The sequence below is a fragment of the Polyangium sp. y55x31 genome (assembly GCF_029946505.1).
Classification (GTDB): domain Bacteria; phylum Myxococcota_A; class Polyangia; order Polyangiales; family Polyangiaceae; genus Polyangium.
On the sequence record NZ_JARZHG010000002.1, the window covers coordinates 170,927 to 197,569 of the forward strand.

Annotated in this window: 21 protein-coding genes; 16 read left to right on the top strand and 5 right to left on the bottom strand. The window is 68.9% G+C overall.

Annotated elements, in window-relative coordinates:
- Positions 1 to 59: 59 nt before the first annotated feature.
- The 5 genes from QHF84_RS03925 to QHF84_RS03945 all read left to right on the top strand — a co-directional run bounded on the left by QHF84_RS03925 (position 60) and on the right by QHF84_RS03945 (position 7,347).
- Entirely contained in the window at positions 60 to 2,783 is a 2,724-nt protein-coding gene (locus tag QHF84_RS03925) for a bifunctional serine/threonine-protein kinase/ABC transporter substrate-binding protein (protein ID WP_281311802.1), read from the top strand.
- Positions 2,784 to 2,846: 63 nt separating this feature from the next.
- Positions 2,847 to 4,511: a hypothetical protein gene (locus QHF84_RS03930; protein WP_281311803.1), complete on the top strand. Its 1,665-nt coding sequence runs from the start codon at positions 2,847 to 2,849 to the stop codon at positions 4,509 to 4,511.
- 19 nt (positions 4,512 to 4,530) lie between these two features.
- Entirely contained in the window at positions 4,531 to 5,595 is a 1,065-nt protein-coding gene (locus tag QHF84_RS03935; protein WP_281311804.1) for a hypothetical protein, read from the top strand.
- A gap of 80 nt (positions 5,596 to 5,675) precedes the next feature.
- Entirely contained in the window at positions 5,676 to 6,560 is an 885-nt protein-coding gene (locus tag QHF84_RS03940) for a phytanoyl-CoA dioxygenase family protein (protein ID WP_281311805.1), read from the top strand.
- A gap of 10 nt (positions 6,561 to 6,570) precedes the next feature.
- Positions 6,571 to 7,347, top strand: a complete 777-nt coding sequence (locus tag QHF84_RS03945; RefSeq protein ID WP_281311806.1) for a hypothetical protein — start codon at positions 6,571 to 6,573, stop codon at positions 7,345 to 7,347.
- Between the two features lie 3 nt (positions 7,348 to 7,350).
- On the opposite strand, the gene QHF84_RS03950 is transcribed toward QHF84_RS03945, so the two are convergent.
- The 4 genes from QHF84_RS03950 to QHF84_RS03965 form a co-directional block, all read right to left on the bottom strand.
- The gene (locus QHF84_RS03950) at positions 7,351 to 7,917 is read right to left on the bottom strand and encodes a cytochrome C (protein ID WP_281311807.1); all 567 of its coding nucleotides are present in this window, start codon (positions 7,915 to 7,917) and stop codon (positions 7,351 to 7,353) included.
- A gap of 114 nt (positions 7,918 to 8,031) precedes the next feature.
- The gene (locus QHF84_RS03955) at positions 8,032 to 9,294 is read right to left on the bottom strand and encodes a c-type cytochrome (RefSeq protein ID WP_281311808.1); all 1,263 of its coding nucleotides are present in this window, start codon (positions 9,292 to 9,294) and stop codon (positions 8,032 to 8,034) included.
- A gap of 21 nt (positions 9,295 to 9,315) precedes the next feature.
- Complete coding sequence (locus QHF84_RS03960; RefSeq protein WP_281311809.1) at positions 9,316 to 9,975, bottom strand: hypothetical protein; 660 nt, start codon at positions 9,973 to 9,975, stop codon at positions 9,316 to 9,318.
- A 193-nt stretch (positions 9,976 to 10,168) separates the two neighbouring features.
- Positions 10,169 to 10,642 (bottom strand): hypothetical protein, encoded by a 474-nt coding sequence (locus QHF84_RS03965; protein WP_281311810.1) that lies wholly within the window; start codon positions 10,640 to 10,642, stop codon positions 10,169 to 10,171.
- Positions 10,643 to 10,684: 42 nt separating this feature from the next.
- Here QHF84_RS03965 and QHF84_RS03970 point away from each other — a divergent pair, with 42 nt between their 5' ends.
- From QHF84_RS03970 to QHF84_RS03980, 3 genes are all read left to right on the top strand, one after another.
- Positions 10,685 to 11,602, top strand: a complete 918-nt coding sequence (locus tag QHF84_RS03970) for a hypothetical protein (RefSeq protein ID WP_281311811.1) — start codon at positions 10,685 to 10,687, stop codon at positions 11,600 to 11,602.
- A gap of 548 nt (positions 11,603 to 12,150) precedes the next feature.
- Positions 12,151 to 13,515: a hypothetical protein gene (locus QHF84_RS03975; RefSeq protein ID WP_281311812.1), complete on the top strand. Its 1,365-nt coding sequence runs from the start codon at positions 12,151 to 12,153 to the stop codon at positions 13,513 to 13,515.
- A 111-nt stretch (positions 13,516 to 13,626) separates the two neighbouring features.
- Positions 13,627 to 14,622, top strand: a complete 996-nt coding sequence (locus tag QHF84_RS03980; RefSeq protein ID WP_281311813.1) for an alpha/beta hydrolase — start codon at positions 13,627 to 13,629, stop codon at positions 14,620 to 14,622.
- 399 nt (positions 14,623 to 15,021) lie between these two features.
- Here QHF84_RS03980 and QHF84_RS03985 read toward each other — a convergent pair whose 3' ends face one another.
- Positions 15,022 to 16,914 (bottom strand): potassium transporter Kup, encoded by a 1,893-nt coding sequence (locus QHF84_RS03985; protein WP_348652838.1) that lies wholly within the window; start codon positions 16,912 to 16,914, stop codon positions 15,022 to 15,024.
- Positions 16,915 to 17,074: 160 nt separating this feature from the next.
- On the opposite strand from QHF84_RS03985, the gene QHF84_RS03990 reads away from it, so the two are divergent.
- From QHF84_RS03990 to QHF84_RS04025, 8 genes are all read left to right on the top strand, one after another.
- A complete protein-coding gene (locus QHF84_RS03990; protein ID WP_281311815.1) occupies positions 17,075 to 18,256 on the top strand; it encodes an outer membrane beta-barrel protein in 1,182 nt (393 codons plus the stop codon).
- Between the two features lie 2 nt (positions 18,257 to 18,258).
- The gene (locus QHF84_RS03995; protein ID WP_281311816.1) at positions 18,259 to 18,504 is read left to right on the top strand and encodes a hypothetical protein; all 246 of its coding nucleotides are present in this window, start codon (positions 18,259 to 18,261) and stop codon (positions 18,502 to 18,504) included.
- A gap of 88 nt (positions 18,505 to 18,592) precedes the next feature.
- Complete coding sequence (gene kdpF, locus QHF84_RS04000; RefSeq protein WP_281311817.1) at positions 18,593 to 18,685, top strand: K(+)-transporting ATPase subunit F; 93 nt, start codon at positions 18,593 to 18,595, stop codon at positions 18,683 to 18,685.
- Positions 18,682 to 20,427: a potassium-transporting ATPase subunit KdpA gene (kdpA, locus tag QHF84_RS04005; protein WP_281311818.1), complete on the top strand. Its 1,746-nt coding sequence runs from the start codon at positions 18,682 to 18,684 to the stop codon at positions 20,425 to 20,427. Before kdpF ends, kdpA begins: the two co-directional genes overlap by 4 nt.
- A 13-nt stretch (positions 20,428 to 20,440) precedes the next feature.
- Positions 20,441 to 22,516 carry a potassium-transporting ATPase subunit KdpB gene (gene kdpB, locus QHF84_RS04010; protein ID WP_281311819.1) on the top strand — a complete coding sequence of 692 codons (2,076 nt, stop codon included), beginning with the start codon at positions 20,441 to 20,443 and terminating at the stop codon, positions 22,514 to 22,516.
- A 12-nt stretch (positions 22,517 to 22,528) separates the two neighbouring features.
- Complete coding sequence (gene kdpC / locus QHF84_RS04015) at positions 22,529 to 23,110, top strand: potassium-transporting ATPase subunit KdpC (RefSeq protein WP_281311820.1); 582 nt, start codon at positions 22,529 to 22,531, stop codon at positions 23,108 to 23,110.
- Complete coding sequence (locus QHF84_RS04020; protein ID WP_281311821.1) at positions 23,107 to 25,812, top strand: sensor histidine kinase KdpD; 2,706 nt, start codon at positions 23,107 to 23,109, stop codon at positions 25,810 to 25,812. The genes kdpC and QHF84_RS04020 overlap by 4 nt, the downstream gene beginning before the upstream one ends.
- A complete protein-coding gene (locus QHF84_RS04025) occupies positions 25,809 to 26,528 on the top strand; it encodes a response regulator (RefSeq protein ID WP_281311822.1) in 720 nt (239 codons plus the stop codon). The genes QHF84_RS04020 and QHF84_RS04025 overlap by 4 nt, the downstream gene beginning before the upstream one ends.
- Positions 26,529 to 26,643 lie beyond the last annotated feature (115 nt).

The window sequence follows — 26,643 nt, forward strand, 5'->3', positions numbered from 1 at the left end:
CGCATCGCGGCGAACCCCCCGTTCCGGAAATTCCCTGATCGGGTATCCTCCTTTCCGCCATGCCCCCGCCCTCTGCCCGAGAGCACGCCGAACGTCGCGTCGGCAAAACGCTCCGGGAGAAGTACCGCATCGAGCGCGTGCTCGGCGTGGGCGGCATGGCGACGGTCTACCTCGCCGTTCACCGCAACGGTCACCGGGTCGCCGTCAAGATCCTCCACCCCGAGCTCTCCGCCAGCGTCACCCAGCGCGAGCGCTTCGTCCGCGAAGGCTACGTCGCGAACTCCATCGAGCACCCCGGCGCCGTGCGCGTCCTCGACGACGACGTCTCCGACGACGGCTGCCCGTTCCTCGTGATGGAGCTGCTCGAAGGCGAGACCCTCGACCAGCGGCGCAGGCGCGCCGGCGGAAAGATCGCTTGCCGCGAGGTCCTCGTCATCGGCCACGCGCTCTGCGACGCGCTCGCGGCCGCGCACGACAAGGGCATCGTGCATCGCGACATCAAGCCGGAGAACGTGTTCATCACGTCCGACGGCACCCTCAAGATCCTCGACTTCGGCATCGCGCGTGTCGCCGACGAGGAAGGTGGACCCGGCGGCGGCGTCGCCGGCACCCCCGCCTACATGCCGCCCGAGCAGGCCCTCGGGGATCGAGGCGCCATCGACGCGCGCACCGACCTCTGGGCCGCCGGCGCGACGATGTTCACGCTCATCACGGGCAGGCTCGTGCACGACGCGAGCCGCGCGACGGAGCTGCTCACGAGCACCGCGACCAAGCCCGCGCCGCGCCTCATCGACGTCGCGCCCGAGGTCCCGCGCGAGGTCGCTCGCGTCGTCGACGAGGCCCTCGCGTATTCGCGGCACGATAGGTTCGAGGACGCGCGCGAGATGCGCGACGCGATCGGCATGGCCCACATGGCGGTGTACGGCGAGCCGCTCTCCGTCGTCGGACCTCGCAACAGCGGCAGCTCCCTCGCGTTCGCGCCGTCGTCGTCGCGACGCATTTCGCTCCAGCCTGCTTCGGGGCGCGTGGTCACGTCGCGGCCGCGGGCCGAGCTCGTCGAGACGGTGCTCGACGTGCCCCTTCCGAACGAAGGCTCGCCGCGCCCGCCCTCGCTCGCGCCGGCCGCCGCGCCCGTCGACGGCGCGCCGCAAAACACCGTGAGCGAGCCGCTCTCGTCGCGTCCCACCGAGCAGCGCCCCTCCCGCGCGCGCGCCGTGCTCATGATGTCGGCGGGCTTCGGCATGATCGCGACGCTCCTCGTGCTCTTCGTGGCGCGCGCGAACCACCTCGTGCAGACCGAGGTGCCGCCGAATCCAAAGACGCCGGCGCCGCGCCCCGCGTGCGTGACGAACGCCGACTGCGCCTCGCCGGGCAGCGGCTCGCACGTGATCTGCCGCAAGGACCGCGGCGCCTGCGTCACGCTCGAGACCGATCAGTGCCGCGTCCTCGCCGAGAGCGGCGACGTCGAGAACGACGGAACGCTCTGGATCGGCGCGATGTACCCGCACGACGAGAAAAAAGGCACGGCGTACGGCCGGCAAGCCGCGCGCGCCGTGGACCTCGCCCGCCGCGATTTCGCGAGCCTCACCGGCGGCCTGCCTCCCGCGAGCGGCGCGGGAAAGCCACGCCCGATCGGCATCGTCCTCTGCGACGACACCGAGGCCGCCGAGCGCGCGGCGTCGCACCTCGTCGACGACATCGGCGTGCCCGCGGTCCTCGGCTTCGCGCGCAGCAAGGAGGTCCTCGACCTCGCGAGCTCCCACTTCCTGCCGAAGGGCGTGCTCGCGTTCGCCTCGAACACGGCCTCGATGCTCACGGACATCCCGCACGCGCCCGACGATCCGCGCCTCGTCTTGCGCGTGACCACGAGCGCGACCATGTCCACGGACGCGAAGGCCGCGTTCCTCGAACACGTGCTCGAGCCGGAGATCCGCAAGCGCCCCGGGATCCTCCGCCCGGGCGAGGCATTACGCGTGGCCATCGTCCGCGTCGACAACGCCTCCGGCGTGAGCCACGCGGACAAACTCGTCTCGGCCTTGCGCTGGAACGGCAAGAGCGCCGCGGAGAACGGCGACGATCTGCGCCAGTTCGTGGTGAAGGACGAGCTCTCCGGGTCACAGACCGGCGACGCCGTCACGCCGCTCCTCGCGTCGATCGGCGCGTTCGCGCCGCACGTCATCGTCGAGGCGGGCGCGGGCGCGCAGTTCCTCGTCGAGCTCGAGCGCCGCTGGCCGAAGAACCTCCGCTTCCGGCCGCATTACATCATGTCGGGCTCGCTCGCCTCGGACGACTTCCTGAAGCTCGTCGCCGAGCGCCCGGACGCCTCGCGGAGGCTGCTCAGCGTCGACGCCGCGATGAACCCCGCGCTCGCGAAGTTCGTCGTGCACCACAACGAAATCTTCCCGGACAAGGTCACGCCGTACGACTCGACGAGCGCGCCGTACGACGCGTTTTACGCCGTCGCCTACGCCGCGCTCGCGCTCGGCGACGAGCCGATCACGGGCCGCGGGCTCGCGCGCGCCGTGCGCCGCCTCGTGCCCCCGGGCGAGCCGGTCGAGGTCGGCCAGGGCGGCATCTACACGGCGATCAAAGTCCTACGCGGCGGTAAAAATATCGACCTCACCGGCGCGCAGACCTCGCTCGACTTCGATCCGGAGACCGGCGACGCCACGGTCGATTTCGCGGTGTATTGCCTCGATCCGAAGCGCCGCGTCGCGGCCGAGTCGGGCCTCGTCTATCGCGCGAAGACCGGCAAGCTCGAAGGCGTGATGCGCTGCCCGTGACGGATGCGGCAAGGCGTTGCGCCTGTGGGCCGAGTGCGGATACCGTGCGGATCTTCCCGCACCATGCGAACGCCCGCCGCCCTCTTCGCCTCGGTCCCTTCGGCCCTCGCCCTCTCGCTCGCGCTCCTCTCGGGGGAAGCGCACGCGCAAACGGAGGCGTGGACGGATCCGGATCCGAAGGGCCAGGGGAGCCGGTACGCGCTCGACAAGTTCGGCTTCCGCGCCGGCGCCGAGTATCGCGCGAATCTGCTCTACGTGAACCCGATCGCGCTGAACAGCGAATCGAACCGGCGCTTGAGCTGGATCGAGCACCGCCTGCGCCTCGACGTCGGCGTCGACTACCTCGACAAGGTGCGCCTCTACGCCTCGGCCGACATGCTCGACGGCGTGCTCTGGGGTGACAACGGCACGCTCGCCTCCGGCCCCGCGCCGAACTTCGGGACGAACATCAACGCCCGCAGCCCCAACGTCACCACGCCCTGCGTCGGCCTGCGCGGCCCCGATCCTTTGAACGCCGACGATTACGGCTACACGCTCTGCTCGCAGGAGCAGATCCGGTTCCGCAAGGCCTACGGCGACGTCGTGCTCCCGATCGGCCTGCTCCGCGTGGGCCGCCAGTCCGCGAACACCGGCACCGGCATCCAGGCCGCGGACGGCGATGGACGGCCGAACCGCTTCGGCTTCAGCCGGCAGGGTAACCTCGTCGACCGCGTCCTCTTCGCGACCAAGCCCCTCGAGGCCTTCAAGCCCAAGGAGGAGCGCGACACCTCGGAGAACCGCGGGGTCATCCTCGCGCTCGCCTACGATCGCTGGGTCACCGACAGCGTGCAGCTCTTCGCCGACGACGTGCAGCAGGTCGACGTGGCCGTGCGTTTCCTCGCGCCGCGCCTCGGCCCCGCCCGCGACCTCTTCCTCGGCGGCTACTACGTGCACCGCTGGGACGACGCGAACAGCTCCAGCATCAACAGCTTCGGCCTGAAGGCGATCTCGCGCTTCGGCGATTTCCACGTCACCGCCGAGGCCGCGATGAACGTCGGATCGACCCGCGAGATCGCCCAGGCGAACAGCTACATCTCGAACGATCCCGTCGTCGATCAGCGCATCCTCCAGGGCGGCGCGCGCGCCGTCGTCCGCTACGACAAGCCGCTCTACACCGCGTACCTCGAGTTCGATTACGCCTCCGGCGACGCCGATCCGAACAACCGCACGCCGCTCACGCAGTTCGTCTTCGCCGAGGACGCGAACGTGGGCCTCCTGCTCTTCGAGCACGTCCTCGCCTTCCAGACCGCGCGCGTCGCGGCCGCGGGCACCGAGCTCTTGAAGCGCCTCGGCGCCCCGAGCTTTCCCTCGGACTCGGTGTACAACCGCGGCGCCTTCACGAACGCGATCGCGCTCTTCCCGCAGTTCGACATCCGCCCGATCCGCGGCCTCACGCTGCGCGGCGGCGCGCTCTTCGCGTTCGCGGCCGAGCCCGTCGTCGATCCGGTCAACTCCCTCCTCGCCCGCGACGGCCTCACGATCGAGGACGATCTCGTGAACTTCGTCGGCGGCAAACCCGGCCGTTATTACGGCACCGAGCTCGACGGGCGCATCTCCTACCGCTACCTCGATCACTTCCTCTTCGATTTCGAGGCCGCGGTGCTCTTCCCCGGCGACGCGCTCCGGAACGAGGACGGCTACGCGGTGCGCAGCGTCCTCCTCCAGGGCCGCACCACGTTTTTCTTCTAGATCGCGCGGAGCCAAGGACATGCGACGTCTTCCCTTCTCGCTCCTCTTGCTCTCGCTCGTGGCCCCGCTCGGCGCTGGCTGCGAGCTCTACGATGGCCCCCCGCAGCCGCGTATCGTCGGCGCCGAGGACGGCGTGCTCGAAGACGCGACGGCGCCGATCGTCCTCGCCTTCTCCGAGCCCGTCGATCCCGCGACGCTCCACGTCTCCATCGTTCGCCTCGAGACCGACGTGGAGGGCAACCTCTTCGACGAGGACGACGATCCCGAGAGCACGCCCGAGGAGTTCTTCTCGTTCACGACGGCCCTCACCACGGGCGGCACGGCCGAGCTCGTGGATGCCAATGCGACGCTCGTGATCAAGCCGAGCGCGCCCTTGCCCGTCGGGCCGAAGCTCGCGCTCGTGATCGACGAGGGCCTCAGCGACGTCGAGGGCCACGTCACGACGACCCGCAAGCGCCTGCTCTTCGGCTACACGTTCAAGCTCGACTGCGACAAACCCTCGCAGGTCTTCCCGACCGGAAAGTACTTCCTGCTCGCGGACATCGAAAAACCGCTGCAGACGCAGGTCCAGCTCTGGGCCTCGTTCTACGTCGACCCGGCGACGGGGCGCGTGCGTGGGCAGGCCACGAACGCCGATCGCGACAAGACGCAGGTTTGTCCGATGTCGTGCAAGAGCACGGAGGTCTGCCGGCTCCTGCCCGAGCCCCAGTGCGTCGCGCCCTCCGAGCGCGCGGGCACGGCGGACGAGTACTCGGACTACGTGCCGTACGGCACCCCGCCGACCGGATATTCGTTCACGATCGAAGGCTGCGCCGTGGACCAGCCCGGCGGCAAGGTCGTGTTCGCCACGGCGCCCACGGACGTCATCGTGCAGATCCCGCCGGTCACGCTGCGCAACGTCACGCTGACGGCCGAGTTCGCCCCGGACGCGAGCGGCGCGCTCCGCGGCACGGGCACGCTGGCGGCGGACACGGTGCTCATCGGCACGACGGCGAGCGGCAAGGGCGAAGGAAACCTCGTCGGCCGGCTCGTCCCTGCGGACGAGGCGCCCCCGGACATCCCGGATCCGCCGCCTGCCCCCTGAACCGGCTCACCGTACCGTGTCCGATTCGTGACACGGCAGGCGGCAGCATCGGCCGGGAAATTTGGTAGAGAGCCGATACCATGACCACGACGACCATCGAAGCTCAGAAGGGCCCGGCGAAACCGACGAGCGAATCCCCGCTCCCGCCGATGAACCGCTGCATCGAGATGCCGCGCTTCGAGCTCGGCGAACGGCTGACGCCGGAGCAGGTGGAGTTCCTCGACACGTTCGGGTTCATCCGCTTCAAGAGCTTCCTGCCGCGCGCCGAGGTCGCGAAGCTCGTCGAGGAGGTCGAGGCCATCGACGCGCGCCTCGTGGACGAGGGGCGGACGGTGATCAACGGCGTGCCGCTCATCATCGGCAAGCGCAAGGACGGCCGCGCCTTCGTGCAGCGCATGTGCTTCTCCTCGCTCTTCGGCGAGCGGCTGCACACGTTCCTCCAGGATCCGCGCTTCAAGGCCATCCTGGAGATCGCGGGCCCCGGATATCGCATCGGCGAGCGGGAGCGGGACGGGCTCGTCATCAACCATTACCGTCGCGAGGAGGGATCGAGCTACAAGCGGCTCGGCTGGCACACGGACAGCCTGCGTGATCTCTTCTATTTCGAGATGCCGCGGCGGTACCTGAACGTCGGGTTTTACCTGGACGACTCGCCCATCGAGAAGGGCGGCGTGCGGCTGATTCCGTTCTCGCACAAGCAAGGGCTCTGGCCGATGCTGACGCGGAAGGCGCATTTCATGGATACGGACGCGGATCCGGCCGAATATGCGCTCGTGGCCGAGGCGGGGGATCTGACGATCCACGACGGCCGCATCTGGCATCGGGTCGCGGAGGCGAGCGCGACGGGCGACGCGAGCCAGCGGCGCGTGATGTACGTGCCCTTGATGGAGGGGCCGGAGAAATTGAAGGACGAGAACAGCCCGATGCCAGTCTACTTCAAGCTGCGGCGATTCGCGCGGTTCTGAGAGGCAACACGTGACGCCCCGGCGCACGGATTCCCCGATCCGGCTCCTCGCCCGCGCGGCGGGGAGCCCCGCGGCGTTGGCCGGAAAAATCGCCCGTTTCGGAAAGATGCTCGCGGCGTACGGGGATGGCCGCGAGCTCGATGCGCGCCTCTCGCGGCTCCTCGCGGCGGGCGTCATCGACGCGGCGCCGACGCGGATCCAGCTCGTCGTGGGCTCGATCGACATGCTGCGGTTCTGGATCTCGCCCGCGTCCTCTGAATATTACGAGCGCGTCGGCATCGATTACACGTTCCACCAGATCCTGCGTTTCCTCGAAGAGCCGGCCTCGCTCGCGGACCCGGTCGGCTTTTTCAGCACCCCGGACAACGTGATCGGCCACCTCATGCAGGTCGTACACGCGAACCCGCGGTACGATCTGGAGCTGCTCACGATGTGGGACGACGGGCTCGGCGAGCTCGAACGGCAGGTCGAATCGATGCTCACCGGCACGCACCCGCGAGGCGCGGCCATCGCGGCGATCGTGGAGGAGCCCGACTACCACGCGCGGCTGCTCGATTACGTGCGCCTCTTCCGCGAGGACCCGGCCGCGCCCCCTCCCCTGCGCTCGAACGTGGAAGGAAGCGCTCACTGGGAGGATCTCGAGCGCACGTTCGGCTCGCTCCGGACCTCGATGCGGTATTTTTGCCGAATGCCGGCGGATCCGATCGCGGCGGCGCGGCACCTCGTCACGGTGAAGGAATTCCCGCGGCACCTCGGGGAGCCGAAGCCCCGAGACACGTCGAACTGACGCTCATTGCCCCGGGCCGGTGCACGCGCCCGGCTGCGCGGGCGGGATGGCGCGCAGGTATTCGTACATGGCGACGAGATCCTCGTCGGCCATGGCTCTGTAAAGGGCCCAGGGCATGACCTTGAGGATCCGGTTCGGGTCGTCCGGATCCTTCCCCGTGCGCATGACCTCGATGAATTTTTCGCGCGTGAGCCCGCCGGGCAAACCATTCGTGTCGGGCGCGAGGCTCGGCGCCTTCAGGTTCTGCCCCATGGGCACGCCGCCCGCGAGGTAATGCGCGGCGTCGAGGCGGCCGGTACCGCCGGTGAACGGGGACGCGCCTGGCGAATACGTCGGGCAGCTATGGCAATCGACGCAGGCGGACGCGGCATTCACGTAATAACTCCCGAGCCCCACGACGGCCCGATCCGCATTCTCCAGCTTCAGCGGCACGGGGGCGATCTTCAACCCGATCTCGGCCCGGACGTCGAGCGGCAGAGGCGCCTCCCCCGGCTCCGCGGTCCCCGTCACCTCGACGCACGAGACGAGCAGCCCCGAAAGACCGAGCACGATGAAGGATCGCCGATGCATGGATGAACGCCTCCCCCGGATCCGCGCCTCTCGCGGTCCGCATCCGCCCATGCAAGCGCGGCGCCCGCCTGCAAGTGCGCTCGGAGCACGGGCAGGCGATTCAGGATTCGGCGGTCATTGTGGCCTGCCCTGCACGATCCAGGTCTCGACGAGCTGGATGTCCTCGGGCGTGACGGGGGGCAAGGCGAGGGGCATTCCGCGGACGGCCGGATCGGTTTGTCCGGCCTCCTCGCGATACCGGGCGAGCATGGCGTAGACGAGGCGCGGCGTGCCGTCGGGCATCGGCGAGAAGATGCTGCGGCGCTCGCCCTTGTCGTCGACGTAGCCGGCCTGGATGCCCTCGTATTCGGCGAGGTTCAGGCCGCGGGGCCGATAGCCGAAGCCGCCCGTGTTGCCCGGTCCGCCGTCGCCGATCGCGTAATCGGGCTCGGCGTGGCAATGCCAGCAGGTGTTGCGGAAGACGCGGCGACTGACCTCCTCGTACGTGACCTTGCGATCGAGCACGGGCAGGCGCGGCGGGATGATCTTCGCGACCTTGGGCGCAAGCTCGGCGCGCAAGAGGAAGGCCGCGAGATCCCGCTGCTCCTCGACCGTGAGCGGCGTCCTCGGCATGAGCGTGTCGGGCTTCTGCGCCTTCGGGTCGTCGAGCCAGCGGACGAGCTCGCCGGGGGCCATGCGATCGCGGACGTACCGCAGATCCGGCGCGAGCGCGCGGGCCATGCGCTCGCCTTTGCCTTCGAGGTCGGCCACGCCGGCCGGGAGCGTGGCGCGCGGGGCGCCCGTGTATTCGTGGCACTGGCGGCAGCCCTTCGCCTCGAAGAGCACGCTGCCCTTCTCGACGCTCGCGCCTTCGAGCGCGACCGCCGGGGCCGGCGTCGCCGTGGACGTGAGCCACGTGGCGACGTCACGCGCCTCCTCCGGGGTGATCACGAGGCGCGGCATCGTCGTGTCGAGGTGCGGGCGAACGTCGTGTGGTTCGAGGAGAAACTTCTCGATGAAGCCGCGACGCAATCGGCCGCCGATGTTCACGAGCGACGGGGTCTCGCGGAAATGGACGATGGATTTTTGCCACTTCGAGAGCGTGCTCGCCGAGGCCTGGTACGTGCCGGCGTGAATCTCCTGGTGGCAACGGACGCAATCCTGATCGAGCTTCGGTTTTTCGAGCCCGGTGCCCTCGTGGCAGCGGTTGCACTCGAACTTGGCGAGGAGGGTTTTTCCTTTTTCAGGATCGCCCGGCGGCGGTTCGGGCGTGTTTGCTTGCGCGAGCGTGGTCGCGCTCGCGGAGGGAGCGGGCGGAGGTGCCTCCGCGCGCTCGTCCTTGCGACAGCCGAGGAGGAGGAGGACCAGACCGACGACAAGGACGAGCGCGCGGGGCACGGATGAAATCCTTTCGAGCGGCTAGCTCTGGCCCCCCTGGCTCGTGGGGACCTGGCAGATCGAGCTGTCCTTGGCCATCGTGTTGCAGCGCTGGACGGCGGCGTCGCGGGCGGTCGTGTTGCCGGCCTCGTGCTGGAGGCGGCCGAGGGCGGCGTAGCCCTGCGGCGTGGCCATGAGGTCGCGATCGGCGAGACCCTGGAGCAAGCTGCGCGCCTCGTCCTTGCGGCCGTCGACCTTGGCGAGCGCCTCGCCGAGATCCGTGTCGACGGAAGGATCGTTCTTGCGCTGCTCACGGAGCCGCTCGAGGGCCGAGACGGCCCAGGCGACATTCTTGGCGCGCTGCTCGGGCGTCTTGCCACGCCAGGTCGGGTCGAGGTCGATGCCGCCGTCGGCGCGGACGAGGGCGACGGCGAGGGTGCGCTGGGCGCGCTGGAGCATGCCGTCCTTGCCCGGGTTGATGCTGCGAATCTCGGGGAACATGCGCACGATCGACTGAGCCGAGGCCGCGATCTTGCCGTCACGCATGGTCTTCTCGGCGTTCGCGAGGCCCTGGATGCGGTGGTCGATCTCGGGGATGAAGACGTCGCCGCAGGCAGCCGCGTCGTTCGAGACGGCCGGAATGGCGGCGAGGGCAGAGAGACCGAGGGCAAGACGAACGGCGAGACCCTTGATGGTGAGCATCGTAACCTCCTCTGGCAGAACGAGCGGTTCAACCCGGGTATCGGAGCGGGCGGTTCTTCTGTGACAGCGGCCGGCGAAAAAAGTTTTGCGAGAAGTTCCGGCGCGGGGGGTTTGAGGCGAAGGGCGCCGATGGCGAACCGAAGCCCCGAGCGTCGAGCGACAAACGCGCCTCGCGGGCGGGATCTTTCAGAGGTCAGGCCGAGGGGAGCGAAGCGAGCGAGAGGCGGGCGACGGCGGCGAAGAGGAGGTTTCCGCCCTGGTCGACGGCGTCCCGGTAGAGGCGAATGCGCTCGGCGGGGTCGTCGACGAGGTTGCCGAGCTTGACGAGGAGCTGGGTGCGGACGTCGGGCTCCTCGGCGACGTCGAGGCCGCGGCGGTAAGCGGCGCGCGCTTCGAGGGGTTTTCGTTGCGCCGCGAGGGCGTCGCCGAGGGCCACGTGGAGCAATCCGAGGTCGGCCTTCGCGAGGGCCTCGCGGGCACGGCGGATTTTTTCGGCGGGATCGAGGTCGGGGCGGTCGAACTCGGTGACCACGGCGAAGATGCCCGGTTCGAGGGTTCCCGCGGCAATCCGTTCCGCGAGGTCGCGGTAAGCGCGGCAGCGGAACCAGCCCGGGGCAAGCTCCTCGGTCTTGCGGAAGAGCTCCGCAGCCTCGGCCGCGCGGCCCATGAAGAGGCACGTGACGCCGGCCTGGTAGACGGGCGAAGGATCATGCCGATCCGCGACGGCGGCACGGCGAAAAGCTTCGAGCGCGCGGACGAACTCACCAGCCGCCCCGAGGCGCTCGCCCTCCTCGGTAGCGATGGACGCGGCGCGAAGCTCGGGCCGATTGCGCTCATAGATGAACTGGACGGAGCCCTGGAGGCCGCCGAGCTCGTCAATTTCAGCAGGCTTGCCATTCACGAGGGCAACGACACGGCACCGCGGCTCGCCGGCCCGGACACGTTCGGCGCGGCGGCGGAAGGCGCGCGCCTCGTCAGCATCGCCAAGTCGGTCGAGGATGGAAGCGATGCGCTCGGCAGTGGCAGCAGCCCGGTCAATCTCGCCGAGGTAACGATGGACCTCGAAGAGAGAGAAGAGAGCGGCAAGGGCGCCCTGGTCATCACCCGACTCTTCACAAAGGGTGAGGGTCTCCTCGAAGGGCGCGCGAGCCTCGGCGACGCGGCCGGTATGGAAGAGGCACTCGCCGAGGCGGCCCGTGAGCATGGCCTGATGGCCACTCTTGTGGCCCGAGGCCTCCGCCAGCGCAGCGCGGGCCTTGGCCTCAGCCTCGGCATAACGGCCCTCGGCAGCGAGGGCGTCGATGTCGGCGAGGGCCTGTTCGAGGCGTCGGAGGAGGGCCTGTGTATCCTCGGGGACGGTCGTGAGGGCCGCAAAAAGCTCGGGGCGACCGCGCATCGCAGCCATGTGCTGCGCGACGGAGGTCATGCCCTGGATGTACCAGCGCAGCCGGGCGCCCTCGCGATACGGCTCGGGGACAGTGCGCCAGCCGAGGAAGGCGTCGCAGATGGCTTGCTCGTGCGCCTCGCAGAGGGAGGAGAGGCGGTCGAGGTCACCTTCGTCGACGGCATCGAAGAGGGCCTCGCGGAGGGCGTCGGAGGAGAGCGGCTGCATCGGGCAGGAAGGTAGTCGAGGGCCGATGCGAGCGGAAGCAAGCTTTCGCCAAACGCACGGGGGCGTCGCGCCGGGGGGGCTGCACTGAGGCGTCGCGCCGGGGCGCTGCCCCGGGCCCCGCGGGGGCTGTTCGCCCCTCGACCCGAACCAGGGCAAGCCCTGGACGGGTGGGCGAGGACTGCGCGATGCGCAGTCCTCGCGGGGAAATCTTGTTTGTAGCTGTTCGCCCCCCCTTCGCAGGGCAAGCCCTGGACCTCAGGGGGAAGAACTGCGCGATGCGCAGTTCTTCCCACTGGCCTGTGGCAAGACCAGGCACGGCGTTGCCTGTCGAACCAGTGCGGCGGCCTTGGGTGGCGGGCTCGTCGCCGGTCTTGCATTGGCCTGTTCGATGAACTGCGCATCGCGCAGTTCATCGACCCCGGGTCCAGCGCTTGCGCTGGTCCGGGTCCAGGGGCGGATAGCCCCTGGTGGGGCCTGGGGCAAAGCCCCAGCGAATCGGCTTCGAGGCAGGCTCGACGCCGGGGCGCGGGCGAGCGATCCTCCGGTGACGGGAGGTTGAATCCATGCGTTGGAACATCATCAACGGTATCGTGACTGGGGCTCTCACCGTTTTCCTTGGGCTCTCGGTCGTGGCTTGCGACGACGAGGGGGGTGCGAACACGACGGCGGGCACCGGCGGGGGCGGCGGCGCCGGCGGGGGCGGCGGCGCCGGGGGGAGCGGGGGCGAATCGAGTCAAGGGGAACAGTATGTCGATGCCGTCTGCGGCAAGCTCTTCGAGTGCTGCAACGCCAAGGACCTCGTGGCCCGCGTCGGCAATTCGGGGGTCGTCGATTATGCGGGCTGCCGGATCCTCTACCGCACGTTCTGGGAGGGAGGTTACGAGCCCACGGTGAAGGAAGCGGAGGCGAATGGGCGCGCCGAATTCGACGACGCGGCGTTCGCCGCGTGCCTCGACGCGATGAAGGCGCAGACCTGCGGCGCGTTCGCGACGGGCGCCTCTGCGGGCTGCAACGATTTCATCATCGGCAAGGTCGAGACGGGCGGCGCGTGCGCGCAGGATTTCGAATGCAAGTCCAAGAAGTGCGAGGTCCCGGCCGGCGTGGCCATGGGCACGTGCGTCGACCCCGCCCCGGCGGCCGAGGGCGCGGCCTGCGACGAGAACGATGATTGCGCGAGCGGCCTCTATTGCGCGAGCGCCACCGACAAATGCGCGCAGAAAAAGGCCGACGGCCAGGCTTGCGTCAACAACGTCGAATGCCTCAACAATGCCTGCGTGGCCGACGCGAATGGCATGAAGACCTGCGCCACGGTCTGCCAGGGCGGCGGCCCTGGGCCCGGGACCATCGATGCAGCGCTCGAGAGCGTGGGCGGGGCCGTCGTCATCGCGGGGTGCAAGAGGAACTTCGCGTGCTGTACCGAGCAGGAGCTGATGGACTCCTTGTTCGATACCGAGGCCGAGTGCCGCCTCTTCACGGGCGCTTTCCTCGGCGTCAGGCTCGTGAGCATCCACAACGACATCGCCGAGGGCCGCGTCGCCGTCGACCCCGGGAAGCTCGCGTCGTGCGTGCAAGCGTACGAGGCGCTCACGTGTGAAGAGTCGGCGAAGGGCAGCAGTGGTATCGACTGCGAGGGCGCGCTCCAGGGCCTCGTCGCCGACGGCCAGAGCTGCACGGACGACGGGCAATGCACGAGCGCGTATTGCAACCAGCCGTCGGGCGCGTCCATGGGCACCTGCGCGACACCCCCCGGCGTCGGCGCCCCCTGCACGGACAGGTGTGCCGAGTCCTTTTATTGCGACGCGGGCACCTGCGCGCCGCAGAAGGCAGTCGGCGCGACGTGTAACACGACCGACGCGTGCGCCGAGGGGCGTTGCCTGGACGACGGCATGGGCGCGAAAACCTGCACGCTCGTTTGTGACGGCATCTAGGTAAGCGCCAAGGCATCTCCGGAGATTTCGAGGCGGCGCGATCGGTTTTGCAGCGATCGTCGGGGCACCGGGCGCTTCATCGGCTACAACTGGGCGCAAAGGAGAGACTTGATGAAGCGCCCTCTCGCGAATCCCCCGTTCGACCCCCAGATCGCGCCGCTCCTCTCGGCCCTGGAGGGATATGTGCCGGTCGGCATGACGCCCGACCGCCTGGCGCATTTCCGTGCATTGAAGATGCCGACCATCGAGGAGATCATCGGCGACCGACCCGTCCAGTGCGTCGACCATACCATCGCCGGCTACGATGGTGCCGAGATCGTCGTCTCGGTGATCTCCCGCAAGGACCACGCAAAACCCGGCCCCGGAATCTACAACATCCACGGGGGCGGCATGGTCATGTGCAATCGGTTCGCGGCCGTCCACCCGCTCGTGGACTGGGCCATGAAACACGACGCGGTGGGCGTCACGGTCGAATACCGGCTGGCGCCCGAGCACCCGGCCCCGATCCCCGTCGAGGATTGTTATGCCGGGCTCGCATGGATGGCCGCCCATGCCGAGGAGCTCGGATTCGACCCCGAATGCCTGGTCATCTTCGGCGGCAGCGGCGGCGGCGGGCTCGCCGCGGGCACGACGCTCCTCTCGCGCGACCGGAACGGGCCCAAGCTCGCCGGACAATTGCTCCAGTGTCCGATGATCGACGACCGCAACGAGACGGTCTCCTCCCACCAGTACCAGGGCACCGGCATCTGGGATCGCACGAGCAACCTGACGGCCTGGACGGCCGTGCTCGGCGAAAGGCGGGGCACGGAAAACGTCTCCCCCTATTCCGCACCGGCGCGCGCGACCGACCTGCGCGGCCTGCCGCCGACGTTCATCGACGTCGGCGCCGCCGAGGTGTTCCGGGACGAGGACGTGGCCTACGCCAGCGCCATCTGGGCCGCCGGCGGCGAGTGCGAGCTGCACGTCTGGGGCGGCGCATTCCACGGGTTTTACGACGTCGCCCCCGAATCGGAGATCTCCAAGGCCTGCCTCGCCGCGCGTGAAGCCTGGCTCACCAGGTTGCTGGCCCGCTTGCAGGCAAAACGAGCCGCAGGTGCTCCCAAATAGGGCGTCGCCGACCCGAAAGGAGGTCCGGCCGGCCGGGATCGGTCATGGGGACGCCCCGAAGTGAGGTCCCGGCGGTCGGGGTCGGCTTTGGGGAGGCCCCGAAGCGAGATCCGGGCGGCCGGGATCGGTCATAGGGAGGCCCCAAAGCCAGGTCCGGTCGGTCGGGATCGATCATGGGGACGCCCCAAAGCCAGGTCCGGTCGGTCGGGATCGGTCATGGGGACGCCCCAAAGCCAGGTCCGGTCGACCGGCACCGGCTTTGGGGAGGCCCCAACGTGAGGTCCCGCCGGCCGGCACCGTCTTTGGGGACGCCCCAAAAGGGAGGGCTGGACGCCCGCAACGTGTTTGGGGAGCCCCCAAAGCGGAGCCCCCACGATCGGACCACGTCGAGGGCTGTCGTCAGAGATCGATCTGCATGCCGAGCTCGACGACGCGCCCCGGAGGCAGCCCGAAGTAGGCCGTCGCCGGCCGCGCATTCCGCGACACGAACGCGAACAGATCCTTGCGCCACTTCATCATCCTCGATCGCCCCGTCGGCAGCAGCGTCTCGCGGCCGAGGTAATAACTCGTGTCCTCGAGCTCCACGACGAGGCCGTGGTCCTTGCACGCGGCGAGCACGCTCGGCACGTTCGGCGTCTGCATGAAGCCGTAACGCGCCGTCACCCGGTAAAACCCGTGGCCCATGTCGACCACCGAGATCCGCTCCTCGGGCGCGATCTCGGGGACACGCTCGTTCACCACGGAGAGGAGCACCACCTGCTCGTGCAGCACCTTGTTGTGCTTGAAATGGTGCAGCAGCACGGGCGGCGTGCCCTGCGGGTTCGACGCCATGAACACGGCCGTCCCCTGCACGCGGTGCGGCTTCGTCTCCTCCACGTCGCGCAGGAACGATTCGAGCGGTAGGAGGTTCTCCTTGAACGCCTCGCCGAGGATCCGGCGGCCCGTCTTCCAGGTCGTCATCACGGCATAGATCCCGGCGCCCATGACGATGGGGAACCAGCCGCCGTGGAAGAACTTCGCCGCGTTCGCGCCGAAAAACGCAAGATCGATGCAGAGGAAGAGCAGGACCGGCGGGAGCGCCTTCCAGAGCGGCCATTTCCAGCGCTGCGTCACGACGACGAAATAGACGACCGTCGTGATGCCCATCGTCCCCGTGACGGCAATGCCGTACGCCGCGGCGAGCGCGCTCGAGTTCTGGAACCAGAGCACGAGGAAGACACACGCGACGCAGAGCGCGCGGTTGATCTCGGGGATGAAGATCTGGCCCTCGGTCTCCTTCGAGGTGTGGACGATGGTCACGCGCGGGAAATAGCCGAGCTGCACGGCCTGCTGCGTGAGCGAGAAGGCCCCGGAGATGAGCGCCTGCGAGGCGACGATGGTCGCCGCGGTCGCGATCGCGACCGTCGGATAAAGAGCCCAGGAGGGGACGAGGGCATAAAACGGGTTCGTCGCCGCGGACGGGTTGTGGAGCAGGCAAGCGCCCTGGCCGAAGTAGTTGAGGAGCAGCGAAGGCCAGACGACCGCATACCAGACCGTGCGAATCGGACCACGCCCGAAATGCCCCATGTCCGCATAAAGCGCCTCGCCGCCGGTGATGCAGAGGACGACGGCGCCGAGCAGCAAAAAGCCGTGGCTCTTGTGCTCCACGAAAAACCCGACCGCGTGGCGCGGATCGATCGCCGCGAGCACCGAGGGCTCCTGCCAGATCCAGCGGACGCCGAGCGCCGCGATCGTGACGAACCAGATGAGCGTGATCGGACCGAACACGTTGCCGATGCCCGCCGTGCCGCGCTTCTGCACGAAAAAGAGCGTCAAGAGGACCACGACGGTCAGCGGCACGACCGCGGGTTTCAGGGAGGTCGTGGCGACTTCGAGGCCCTCCATCGCGGAGAGCACCGAGATGGCCGGGGTGATGACGCCGTCCCCATAAAGAAGCGCCGCGCCGAAGAGCACGAGCAGCACGAGCGGGCCCGCGACGGAGCGACCGTCCTTGCGCGTCGGGACGAGCGCGAGCAGCGCGAGGATGCCGCCGGAGCCCTGGTTGTCGGCTTTCAAGATGAACGTCAGGTACTTGACCGTGACGACCATCATCAAGGACCAGAAGACGAGCGAGAGGACGCCGAGGACGTTCGCGGGCGTCGGATCGACCCGATGCGTGCTCGCGGGGCTGAAGCATTCCTTGATGGCGTAAAGCGGGCTCGTCCCGATGTCGCCGAAGACGACGCCGAGCGCGCCGAGCAGGAGCGAAACACGAGCCGCGTGTGCTGCATGCGCCACCGGGGGCGCATGCATGCTGGTAGATGGCACCTGGGAAGGATCGACCGTCATGGCGCGCGAAGAGTAACCTCATCCGGAACGGCCCCGACGGCAGGCGCGCAATCTTGATACTTTCTTGATACCCGGCCGCCGGACCTTGACGCCGCCCTTACACGGAAAGCCCTATACAACGGGCATGCAGCTCGCCGGCATGACCCGTCATGGTTGCGCCCTCCTGGCCGCGACGGCCTCGCTCCTCGGCTCCGTCCCCGAGGTCCAGGCCGCCGAAGATCCGCCCCCAGCCACATGGAAGCTCGGCGGGTATGCGGAGGCATTCTACCAGTGGAACTTCGGGCAGCCCTCGAATGGCATCACGCATTATCGAGGGTTCGATAACAGGCACAACACGTTCACGCTATCAAACGTCGCGCTCTCCGCGTCCTGGGACGTGGAGCGGCTCGTCGGGCTCGTGGCGCTCCAGGTCGGCCACACGCCGAGCACGTATTATCTCGCCGAGCCGGCGCTCGCGGGCGCGAGCGGGACGAACGCGACGAGCGCGGAGCTCTGGAAGTACGTCCAGCAAGCCTACGCCGGGTATCGCTTCGACATCGGGCGCGGGCTCCTCGTCCAGGCCGGACTTTTCCTCTCGCCGATCGGCCCCGAGGGGATGGCCGTGCGGGACAACTGGAACTTTTCCCGCTCGAACCTGTTTTTCGGGCTTCCGTTTTATCACACCGGCGCGCGCCTCACGTATCCGCTGAGCGACGCGTGGGCATTGACGCTCGCCTGTTACAACGGGTGGAACAGCGTCGTCGACAACAACGACGAGAAGTCGCTCTCGGCGCAGGTCACGTTCACGCTGCCCGACAAACTCGCGCTCTCGCTGCTCTATTTCACGGGCGTCGAGCGGCCCCGCGGCGCCCCCGAGGGCCGCGCGTGGCGGCACCTCGTGGACGCGCACGCGACCGTCCACCCGACGGACCGGCTCTCGTTCATCGCCCACGTCAACGGCGGGACGGAGCCCAATCGGTTCGGGACGAGCGCCTGGATCGCGGGCGCGCTCTACGCGCGTGTCCGCGTGACGGACAAACTCTACCTCGCGGCGCGGGGAGACGCGTTCCACGAGCGCGTGCCGAGCAGCAATGAGGGCGCGGCCGCGGCCATCTTCTGGCCGGTTTCGTGGGTCGCGTCCGGCACGGCGACGGCGGACTTCCGCCCGCACGAGCGAGCCTCCTTCCGGCTCGAATACCGCCACGATCACGCGGCGGGGGACATGTATTTCGGCGGCGCGGTCGCGGGCAACGGCGCGGATGCGCCCTTCGTCCCGAACCGCAATGCCCAAAACACCGTCACGCTCGGCGCGACGACATGGTTCTGACGATGAGCCCATACCGCGAGAAACGCTCTGGCATCGATCAGGGCCCGGAAGAGAACGCCGAGCAGCAGATCCTCCACTGGACGTTGCTGGGCCTCGGGGTCCTGCTCGTCGTGTACGAGATCGGCCAGCCGGCGCCTTTTGGCTCCGTGGGCACGCTCGGCATGTTGATTCTGATCCTGGCCCTGCGGGGCCTCGTCGGCCCCTACGTCACGCGCCTCCGCCACGGCGGCCGAGGCGGGAGGACTTGATCCATGGACGCCGTGTTCCTGGCCATCACGGCCGCGTTTTTCCTCCTGTCGTGGGGCTTCGTGCGGCTCTGCGAGAAAGTCTGACGCCATGGCGACCCTGACGAACCTCGGCGGCGTGCTCGCCGTCCTCCTGTTCGGGTATCTCCTGTTCGCGCTCCTCTATCCGGAGAAGCTGTCGTGATCGAAATCGCCCTCCTTCGGTGCGGCCTGTATCTGCTCGCGCTCGTCGTGCTGGCCGTCCCGCTCGGCTCCTACATGGCGAGGGTGTACGCGGGGGAAGCCAGGATCGCCGCGCGTGTCTTCGGACCGGTCGAGCGCCTGTTCTATCGCGCCGCGGGCATCCGCGAAGACGAGGACATGTCGTTTCGTCGGTATGCCGCGGCCGTCCTCCTCTTCAATCTCTTCGGCCTGGTCGTGGTGTACGTGCTCCAGCGATTGCAGGCCGCCCTTCCCCTGAATCCGACGGGGCTCGGCGCGGTGCCTCCCGAGGTCGCGTGGAACACGGCCGTGAGCTTCGCGAGCAACACGAACTGGCAAGCGTACGCCGGGGAGACGACGCTCTCGCACCTGACGCAGATGCTCGGGCTCACCGTGCAGAACTTCGTCTCCGCGGGCACGGGCATGGCCGTGCTCGTCGCATTGGTACGAGGTTTTACCCGGCGCACGGCCGAAGGCATCGGGAACTTCTGGGTCGATCTCACGCGGAGCACGCTGTACGTGCTGCTGCCGCTCTCGTTCGTCGTGGCGCTCGTGCTCGTCTCGCAAGGCGTCGTGCAGACGTTCGCCGGGAGCCGCGTCGTGGATTTGCTCGTTCCGACGACGTCGAGCGACGGAGCCGGCATCCCCCGGCAAATCCTCGCGCTCGGGCCCGCGGCCTCGCAGATCGCCATCAAGCAGCTCGGGACGAACGGCGGCGGCTTTTTCAATGTGAACTCGGCGCACCCGTTCGAGAACCCCGACGCGGTGACGAACTTCGTGGAGGGTCTCTCGCTCCTGCTCGTCCCCGCCGCGCTCTGCTTCACGTTCGGTACGATGGTGAAGGACAAACGGCAGGGCCACGCCGTCTTCGCGGCGATGCTCGCGATCTTCGTGCCCCTGCTCGTCGTCGCCGTGGCCGCCGAGCAGCATGGGAATCCCATTCTTTCGAGCCTCGGCGTCGATCAGGCCGCGAGCGTGCTCCAGCCCGGCGGGAACATGGAGGGCAAGGAGGCGCGGTTCGGCATCGTGGACAGCGCGCTCTGGGCGACCGCGACGACCGCGGCCTCGAATGGCTCCGTGAATGCCATGCACGACAGCTTCACGCCGCTCGGCGGGCTCGTGCCGATGTGGCTCATGCAGCTCGGGGAGATCGTGTTCGGCGGCGTGGGCTCGGGGCTCTACGGGATGCTGATGTACGCGGTCATCGCCGTGTTCATCGCGGGCCTGATGGTCGGGCGCACGCCGGAATACCTCGGCAAGAAGATCGAGGCGTTCGAGATGAAAATGGCCTCGCTCGTCATCCTGCTCCCCGCGGCGGCGGTGCTCGTCGGCACGGCCCTCGCGAGCGCCACGCCCGCGGGCACGGCGCCCCTCGGAAACCCCGGCGCCCACGGCTTCAGCGAGATCCTGTATGCATTCTCGTCCGGCGCGAACAACAACGGCTCGGCGTTCGGCGGGCTCACCGTGAGCGGGACGTTTTACGCGACGGCGATGGGCCTCTGCATGCTGATCGGTCGTTACGGGATCATCGTCCCCGTGCTCGCGATCGCCGCGTCTCTCGCGCGCAAAAAATCGGTCCCTGCGAGCGCGGGGACGCTGCCAACGCACACGCCGCTTTTCGTGCTCTTGCTCGTCGGGACGATCCTGCTCGTCGGTGCGCTGACGTTCGTCCCGGCGCTCGCGCTCGGCCCGATCGTCGAGCATCTCTCCCTGTTTGCAAGGTGATTGGAGCCCCATCATGACGACCCGAACCCAGGCTCGTCCACTCTTCGAGCGCGCCATCGTCGGCCGCGCCGCCGTCGATGCATTCCGCAAGCTCGATCCACGGCGCATGATCAAAAACCCGGTCATGTTCGTCGTGGAGGTCGGCAGCGCCTTCACCACGGTGCTCTTCCTCCACGCGGCGATCACCGGGCGCGGCGAAGCGCCCGCCGGGTTCATCCTCGCCGTTTCGCTCTGGCTCTGGTTCACGGTCCTCTTCGCGAATTTCGCCGAGGCGATGGCCGAAGGGCGCGGAAAAGCGCAGGCCGACGCGCTCCGAAAGACGCGCAAGAACGTGAGCGCCAAGCGCCTGGAGACGCCCAAGCTCGACGCGCTGCGCGCCGAGGTCGACTCCTCGACGCTGCGCCGCGGCGACATCGTGCTGATCGAAGCGGGAGATACCATTCCGAGCGACGGCGAGGTGATCGAAGGGGTCGCGTCGGTCGACGAGAGCGCCATCACGGGCGAGAGCGCGCCCGTCATTCGCGAGAGCGGCGGCGATCGCAGCGCCGTCACCGGCGGGACACGCGTGCTCTCGGATTGGCTCATCGTGCGCATCACCGAGAATGCGGGCGAGACCTTCCTCGACCGCATGATCGCGATGGTCGAGGGCGCCAAGCGGAAGAAGACGCCGAACGAGATTGCGCTCGACATCCTGCTCGCGGCCTTGACGATCGTCTTTTTGCTCGCGACCGTGACGCTCCTGCCCTTCTCGAAATATGCCGTGGAGAGCTCCGGACAAGGCGCGCCCGTGAGCCTCACCGTGCTCTGTGCATTGCTCGTCTGCCTCATTCCCACGACGATCGGCGGGCTCCTCTCGGCCATCGGCATCGCGGGGATGGATCGAATGGTCCAGGCGAACGTGATCGCGACCTCGGGTCGCGCGGTCGAGGCGGCGGGCGACGTGACCGTGCTCCTCCTCGACAAGACCGGGACGATCACGCTCGGCAATCGCCAGGCGACGGCCTTTTTGCCCGCGCCCGGCGTGAAGGAGGGCGAGCTCGCGGACGCGGCGCAGCTCTCGTCGCTCGCCGACGAGACGCCGGAGGGCCGCAGCATCGTGGTGCTGGCAAAGGAGCGCTTCGCATTACGCGGCCGGGAGGTGCACGCGCTCGGCGCGACGTTCGTGCCGTTCACCGCGCAGACGCGCATGAGCGGGGTCGATCTCGACGGGCGTAGCATCCGGAAGGGCGCGACGGACGCGATCACGCGGTTCGTCGAGGAGCAGAACGGCATGCTCCCGGCCGAGGTGCGAGAAATCGTGGACGAGGTCGCGAAGCAGGGCTCCACGCCGCTCGTCGTCGCCGAGGGAGCGCGGGTGCTCGGCGTCGTGCAGCTCAAGGACATCGTGAAAGGCGGGATCCAGGAGCGATTCGCGGAGCTGCGCCACATCGGCATTCGCACGGTGATGATCACCGGGGACAACCCCCTCACCGCCGCGGCGATCGCGGCGGAGGCCGGCGTCGACGATTTCCTCGCCGAGGCGACGCCCGAGCAAAAGCTCGCCATGATCCGCTCGTACCAGCGCGACGGGCACCTCGTCGCGATGACGGGCGACGGGACGAACGACGCGCCGGCGCTCGCGCAGGCCGACGTGGCCGTGGCCATGAACACGGGCACGCAAGCCGCGAAGGAGGCCGGGAACATGGTGGATCTCGACTCCAACCCGACGAAGCTGCTCGCGATCGTGGAGATCGGAAAGCAGATGCTCATGACGCGCGGCGCGCTGACGACGTTCAGCATCGCGAACGACGTGTCGAAATACTTCGCCATCATCCCGGCGGCGTTCGCCGCGACCTACCCCGCGCTCGGCGCGCTGAACGTGATGCGGCTGCATTCGCCGGCCACGGCGATCCTGTCGGCCGTGATCTTCAATGCGCTCGTCATCATCGCGCTCGTGCCCATCGCGCTCCGCGGCATTCGTTACCGGCCGGCGCCCGCGCCCGCGCTCCTCCGGCGGAATTTGCTCGTGTACGGCCTCGGCGGCGTGGTGCTGCCGTTCCCGTGCATCAAGCTCATCGACCTCGTGCTCGCGGCCCTCGGCGTCGGTTGAAAGGAATCGAAGATGAAATCGCTCCTCCGCCCCGCGATCACGCTGCTCGCCCTGTTCACGCTCGTCACGGGCGTGCTTTATCCGCTGCTCGTCACCGCGGTCGCGCAAGCCGCTTTCCCCGTGCGCGCGAACGGGAGCCTGATCCGTGAAGGCGAACGCGTCGTCGGCTCGGAGCTCATCGGGCAGCCCTTCGACGATCCGCGTTACTTCTGGGGGCGCCCGTCCGCGACGCCGAGCCATCCGTACAATGCAGCGGCGTCGAGCGGATCGAACCTCGGGCCGACGAACCCGGCGCTTCGAGACGCCGTCGCGGCGCGGATCCAGGCGCTCCGCGCGGCGGATCCGGGGAACGCCGCGCCGATCCCCGTGGATCTCGTCACGGCCTCGGGCAGCGGGCTCGACCCGCACATCTCGCCGGCCGCCGCCCATTTCCAGGTCGGCCGCGTCGCGCGCGCCCGCGGGCTCGACGAGGCGCGTGTCCGCGGCCTCGTCGACGCGCACGTGGAGGGACGTGTCCTCGGTGTGCTCGGCGAGCCGCGCGTGAACGTGTTACGCCTGAACCTCGCGCTCGACCACGCGAAAGCCCGTCCATGACCGACCCCGAAAGCCGACCCGATCCCGACGCGCTCGTCCGCCGCGCGCACGAAGAAGAAGGGCGCGAAAAGCGCGCGCGGCTGCGTGTCTTCTTCGGGTTCGCCCCCGGCGTCGGCAAGACGTACCGCATGCTCCAGGTCGCGCGCGAGCGGGCCCTCGAACAGAAGATCGACGTCGTCGCCGGGATCGTCGAGACACACGGGCGCGCCGAGACCGAAGCCCTGCTCGAAAAGCTCGACGTGTTGCCGCGGCGCAAGGTGGAGTACCGCGGGCGCCCCCTCGACGAGTTCGACCTCGACGCCGCGCTCGCGCGCCGGCCGGGGCTGCTCCTGCTCGACGAGCTCGCCCACACGAACGTGCCCGGATCACGGCACGCGAAGCGCTGGCAAGACGCGATCGAGCTGCTCGACGCGGGCATCGACGTGTTCACGACCGTCAACGTGCAGCACGTGGAGAGCCTGAACGACGTGGTCGCGCAGATCACGGGCATCCAGGTCCGCGAGACGATCCCCGATTCGATCCTCGATCGCGCCGACGAGATCGAGCTCGTGGACATCGCGCCCGAGGAGCTGCTGGCGCGCCTGCGCGAAGGAAAGGTCTACCTGCCGGAGCAGGCCAAACGCGCGGCCGCGCATTTCTTCCAGCGTGGGAACCTGCTCGCGCTGCGCGAGCTCGCGCTCCGGCGCACGGCCGAGCGCGTCGACGTGGACATGCGCGAGTATCGCGAGCAGCACGGGGTGATCACGCCCTGGCCGGCCGGCGAGCGGATCCTCGTATGCATCAGCCCCGCGCCGAGCTCGGGCCGGCTTTTGCGCGCGGCGAGCCGCATGGCCGCGGGCCTGCGCGCGCCGTGGGTCGCCGCGTACGTCGAGTCGCCCGGGGCGAAGGCGCCGAGCCAGGCCGATCGGGCGCGGCTCGAATCCCATTTGCGCCTCGCGGAGACGCTCGGGGGCGCCGTGACGCGGCTCTCCGGCGCGAGCATCTCGGAGGCGCTCCTGCGATATGCGCGCAAGCACAACGTCACGCGGATCATCATCGGCAAGCCGACACATTCGCGCCTGCGCGACCGGCTGCGCGGCTCGCTGCTCGACGAGGTCGTGCGGGGCAGCGGGGACGTGGACGTGCTCGTCATCAGCGGCAGCACGAGCGCCGAGACCACGCCGGCCCCGCCAGAGCTGCCGAAGGAGCCGACGCGGCCCGTGACGTATGGATGGGCCGTGCTGCTCGTCGCGGGCACCACCGTGCTCGCGGAGGCCGTACGCGCCGTCTACGACGTGCCCGATCTCGAAGTGCTCTACGTGCTGGCCGTCATGCTCGCGGCGGTGCGCTTCGGGCGAGGCCCCTCCATCCTCGCGGCGGCCCTCGGCGTGGCTTGTTACGACTTCTTCTTCGTCCCGCCGTTCCACACGTTCAACGTGGCCGACGCGCGGTATCTCCTGACGTTCGTCATGATGTTCGGCGTCGGCCTGCTGCTCAGCGAGCTGACGGCCCGCATCCGGCGCCAGGAGCAAGACGCGCGGCATCGCGAGGGGCGGACGGGCGTGCTTTACGATCTCAGCCGGGATCTCGCGGCGGCGGACGATATCGGGGCCGTCGCCGCGGCCGTCGCGCGCCACGCCGAGCAGGTCTTCGAGGCGACGGCGCACGTGCTGCAATCCGTGGACGACGGCGTGCTCCGGACGGTCGCGGTCGCACCGGCGACGGCCTTCCTCGATTCCGCCGATCTCGCGGTCGCCCGCTGGGCTTTCGAGCACGGCCGGCCTTCGGGGCTCGGCACGGATACACTCCCGGGCTCGAAGGTCGTCTGTGCTCCGCTCTCCGTCCGGGGAGCGCCGCTCGGCGTGCTCGTGCTCGCGCCCAAGGGAGCGGCGCCGCTCGGGGCCGAGCAGCGCGCGTTCCTCGACGCCTTCCGCAGGCAGGCCGCGTTCGCCTTCGAGCGCGTGCGGCTCACGAGCGAGGCAAACACGGCCGCCCTGCGCGCGAAGACGGAGGAGATGCGTAGCTCGCTGCTCTCGGCGGTCTCGCACGACCTCCGCACGCCGCTCTCGGCGATCACGGGCGCGGCCACGGCGCTGCGCGACGACGGGGGGCTCGCCGCGCACACCCGCGACGAGCTGCTCGAATCGATCTGCGAGGAGGCCGAGCGGCTCGAGAGGCTCGTCGCGAACCTGCTCGACATGACGCGCCTCGAAGCCGGCCCGGTGGCGCTGAAACGTGAATGGGTGCCGCTCGAAGAGCTCGTCGGTTCCGCGCTGACGCGGCTCGAACGAAAGCTCGGGGACCGGCCCGTGAACATCGGGATCCCCGAAGGATTACCCCTCCTGTCCGTGGATCCCGTACTCTTCGAGCAGGTGTTCATCAATCTCTTCGAGAATGCGGCGCGCTACACGGCCCCCGGGTCTCCGATCGAGGTGCTCGCCCGCGGCGAGCCCGGCGTGGTGATCGTCGAGGTGGCCGACACGGGCCCGGGGCTGCCGCCGGGGAGCGAGTCGCGTATCTTCGAGAAGTTTTTCCGCGGAGGGCACACGGGCGCGGGCGGCGCGGGGCTCGGGCTCGCGATCTGCAAGGCGATCGTCGAGGCGCACGGCGGTACGATCACCGCCGAGAATCGCGCCTCGGGCGGCGCGAATTTCCGTATCCGCGTCCCGATCCCCGGCGTCGCTCCCACGGTCGCCGCGCCCGCCCTGGAGGCCCGGCCATGACCGATTTCCGCCCGCTGGTCCTGCTCGTCGAGGACGAGCCACAAATGCGAAGGTTCATGCGCGCGACGCTCACGTCGCACGGCTACCGGCTCCTCGAAGCGGGCAACTCCGCCGAGGCGCTCATGCTCGCGAGCACGCACAATCCCGAGCTCTTGCTGCTCGATCTCGGCCTGCCGGACGGCGACGGAATCGACCTGACGCGCAGGATCCGCGAATGGGGCCGGATGCCCGTGATCGTGATCTCGGCGCGCGGGCGCGAGGACGACAAGGTGGCCGCGCTCGACGCGGGGGCGGACGATTACCTGACCAAACCCTTCGGCGTGAACGAGCTGCTCGCGCGGATGCGGGTCGCGCTGCGGCACGCGCGCGCGGGCGGGACGCCGAGCGGGACGCAGACGATCGAGGTCGGGGATCTCGGGATCGATCTCGTGCGGCGCGAGGTGAAAAAAGGGGGCCAGGAAGTGCACCTCACGCCGATCGAATACAAGCTCCTCGTGCTGCTCGCGCAGAACGCGGGCAAGGTGCTGACGCACCAGCACATCTTGAAGGAGGTCTGGGGGCCGGCCTATGCGAATCAGCCCCATTACGTCCGGGTCCACATGGCCGAGCTGCGCAAGAAGATCGAAGCGAACCCGGCGCGGCCGAAATTGCTCGTGACGGAGCCCGGGGTCGGGTATCGGCTGCGGGATCGCGCGGGGGACGACGCGGGGGCGTGACGTGGTCCGGGGCCGGAAAAATTCCGAGCGTCCCGGAAAAAATTCCGACGTCGGACATCACGCGGGCTGGATCCACGCGCTCGCCACGGTGGCATGCTCTCTGCTTTTGCGAACG

What these genes read in the sequence shown, in the direction of transcription:
- QHF84_RS03925 (WP_281311802.1), top strand. Translation starts at nt 60, where the DNA reads ATGCCCCCGCCCTCTGCCCGAGAGCACGCCGAACGTCGCGTCGGCAAA.
- QHF84_RS03930 (WP_281311803.1), top strand. Translation starts at nt 2,847, where the DNA reads ATGCGAACGCCCGCCGCCCTCTTCGCCTCGGTCCCTTCGGCCCTCGCC.
- QHF84_RS03935 (WP_281311804.1), top strand. Translation starts at nt 4,531, where the DNA reads ATGCGACGTCTTCCCTTCTCGCTCCTCTTGCTCTCGCTCGTGGCCCCG.
- QHF84_RS03940 (WP_281311805.1), top strand. Translation starts at nt 5,676, where the DNA reads ATGACCACGACGACCATCGAAGCTCAGAAGGGCCCGGCGAAACCGACG.
- QHF84_RS03950 (WP_281311807.1), bottom strand. Translation starts at nt 7,917, where the DNA reads ATGCATCGGCGATCCTTCATCGTGCTCGGTCTTTCGGGGCTGCTCGTC.
- QHF84_RS03960 (WP_281311809.1), bottom strand. Translation starts at nt 9,975, where the DNA reads ATGCTCACCATCAAGGGTCTCGCCGTTCGTCTTGCCCTCGGTCTCTCT.
- QHF84_RS03965 (WP_281311810.1), bottom strand. Translation starts at nt 10,642, where the DNA reads ATGGGCCGCGCGGCCGAGGCTGCGGAGCTCTTCCGCAAGACCGAGGAG.
- QHF84_RS03970 (WP_281311811.1), top strand. Translation starts at nt 10,685, where the DNA reads ATGCCGATCCGCGACGGCGGCACGGCGAAAAGCTTCGAGCGCGCGGAC.
- QHF84_RS03975 (WP_281311812.1), top strand. Translation starts at nt 12,151, where the DNA reads ATGCGTTGGAACATCATCAACGGTATCGTGACTGGGGCTCTCACCGTT.
- QHF84_RS03980 (WP_281311813.1), top strand. Translation starts at nt 13,627, where the DNA reads ATGAAGCGCCCTCTCGCGAATCCCCCGTTCGACCCCCAGATCGCGCCG.
- QHF84_RS03985 (WP_348652838.1), bottom strand. Translation starts at nt 16,914, where the DNA reads ATGCATGCGCCCCCGGTGGCGCATGCAGCACACGCGGCTCGTGTTTCG.
- QHF84_RS03990 (WP_281311815.1), top strand. Translation starts at nt 17,075, where the DNA reads ATGCAGCTCGCCGGCATGACCCGTCATGGTTGCGCCCTCCTGGCCGCG.
- QHF84_RS03995 (WP_281311816.1), top strand. Translation starts at nt 18,259, where the DNA reads ATGAGCCCATACCGCGAGAAACGCTCTGGCATCGATCAGGGCCCGGAA.
- kdpF (WP_281311817.1), top strand. Translation starts at nt 18,593, where the DNA reads ATGGCGACCCTGACGAACCTCGGCGGCGTGCTCGCCGTCCTCCTGTTC.
- kdpB (WP_281311819.1), top strand. Translation starts at nt 20,441, where the DNA reads ATGACGACCCGAACCCAGGCTCGTCCACTCTTCGAGCGCGCCATCGTC.
- kdpC (WP_281311820.1), top strand. Translation starts at nt 22,529, where the DNA reads ATGAAATCGCTCCTCCGCCCCGCGATCACGCTGCTCGCCCTGTTCACG.
- QHF84_RS04020 (WP_281311821.1), top strand. Translation starts at nt 23,107, where the DNA reads ATGACCGACCCCGAAAGCCGACCCGATCCCGACGCGCTCGTCCGCCGC.
- QHF84_RS04025 (WP_281311822.1), top strand. Translation starts at nt 25,809, where the DNA reads ATGACCGATTTCCGCCCGCTGGTCCTGCTCGTCGAGGACGAGCCACAA.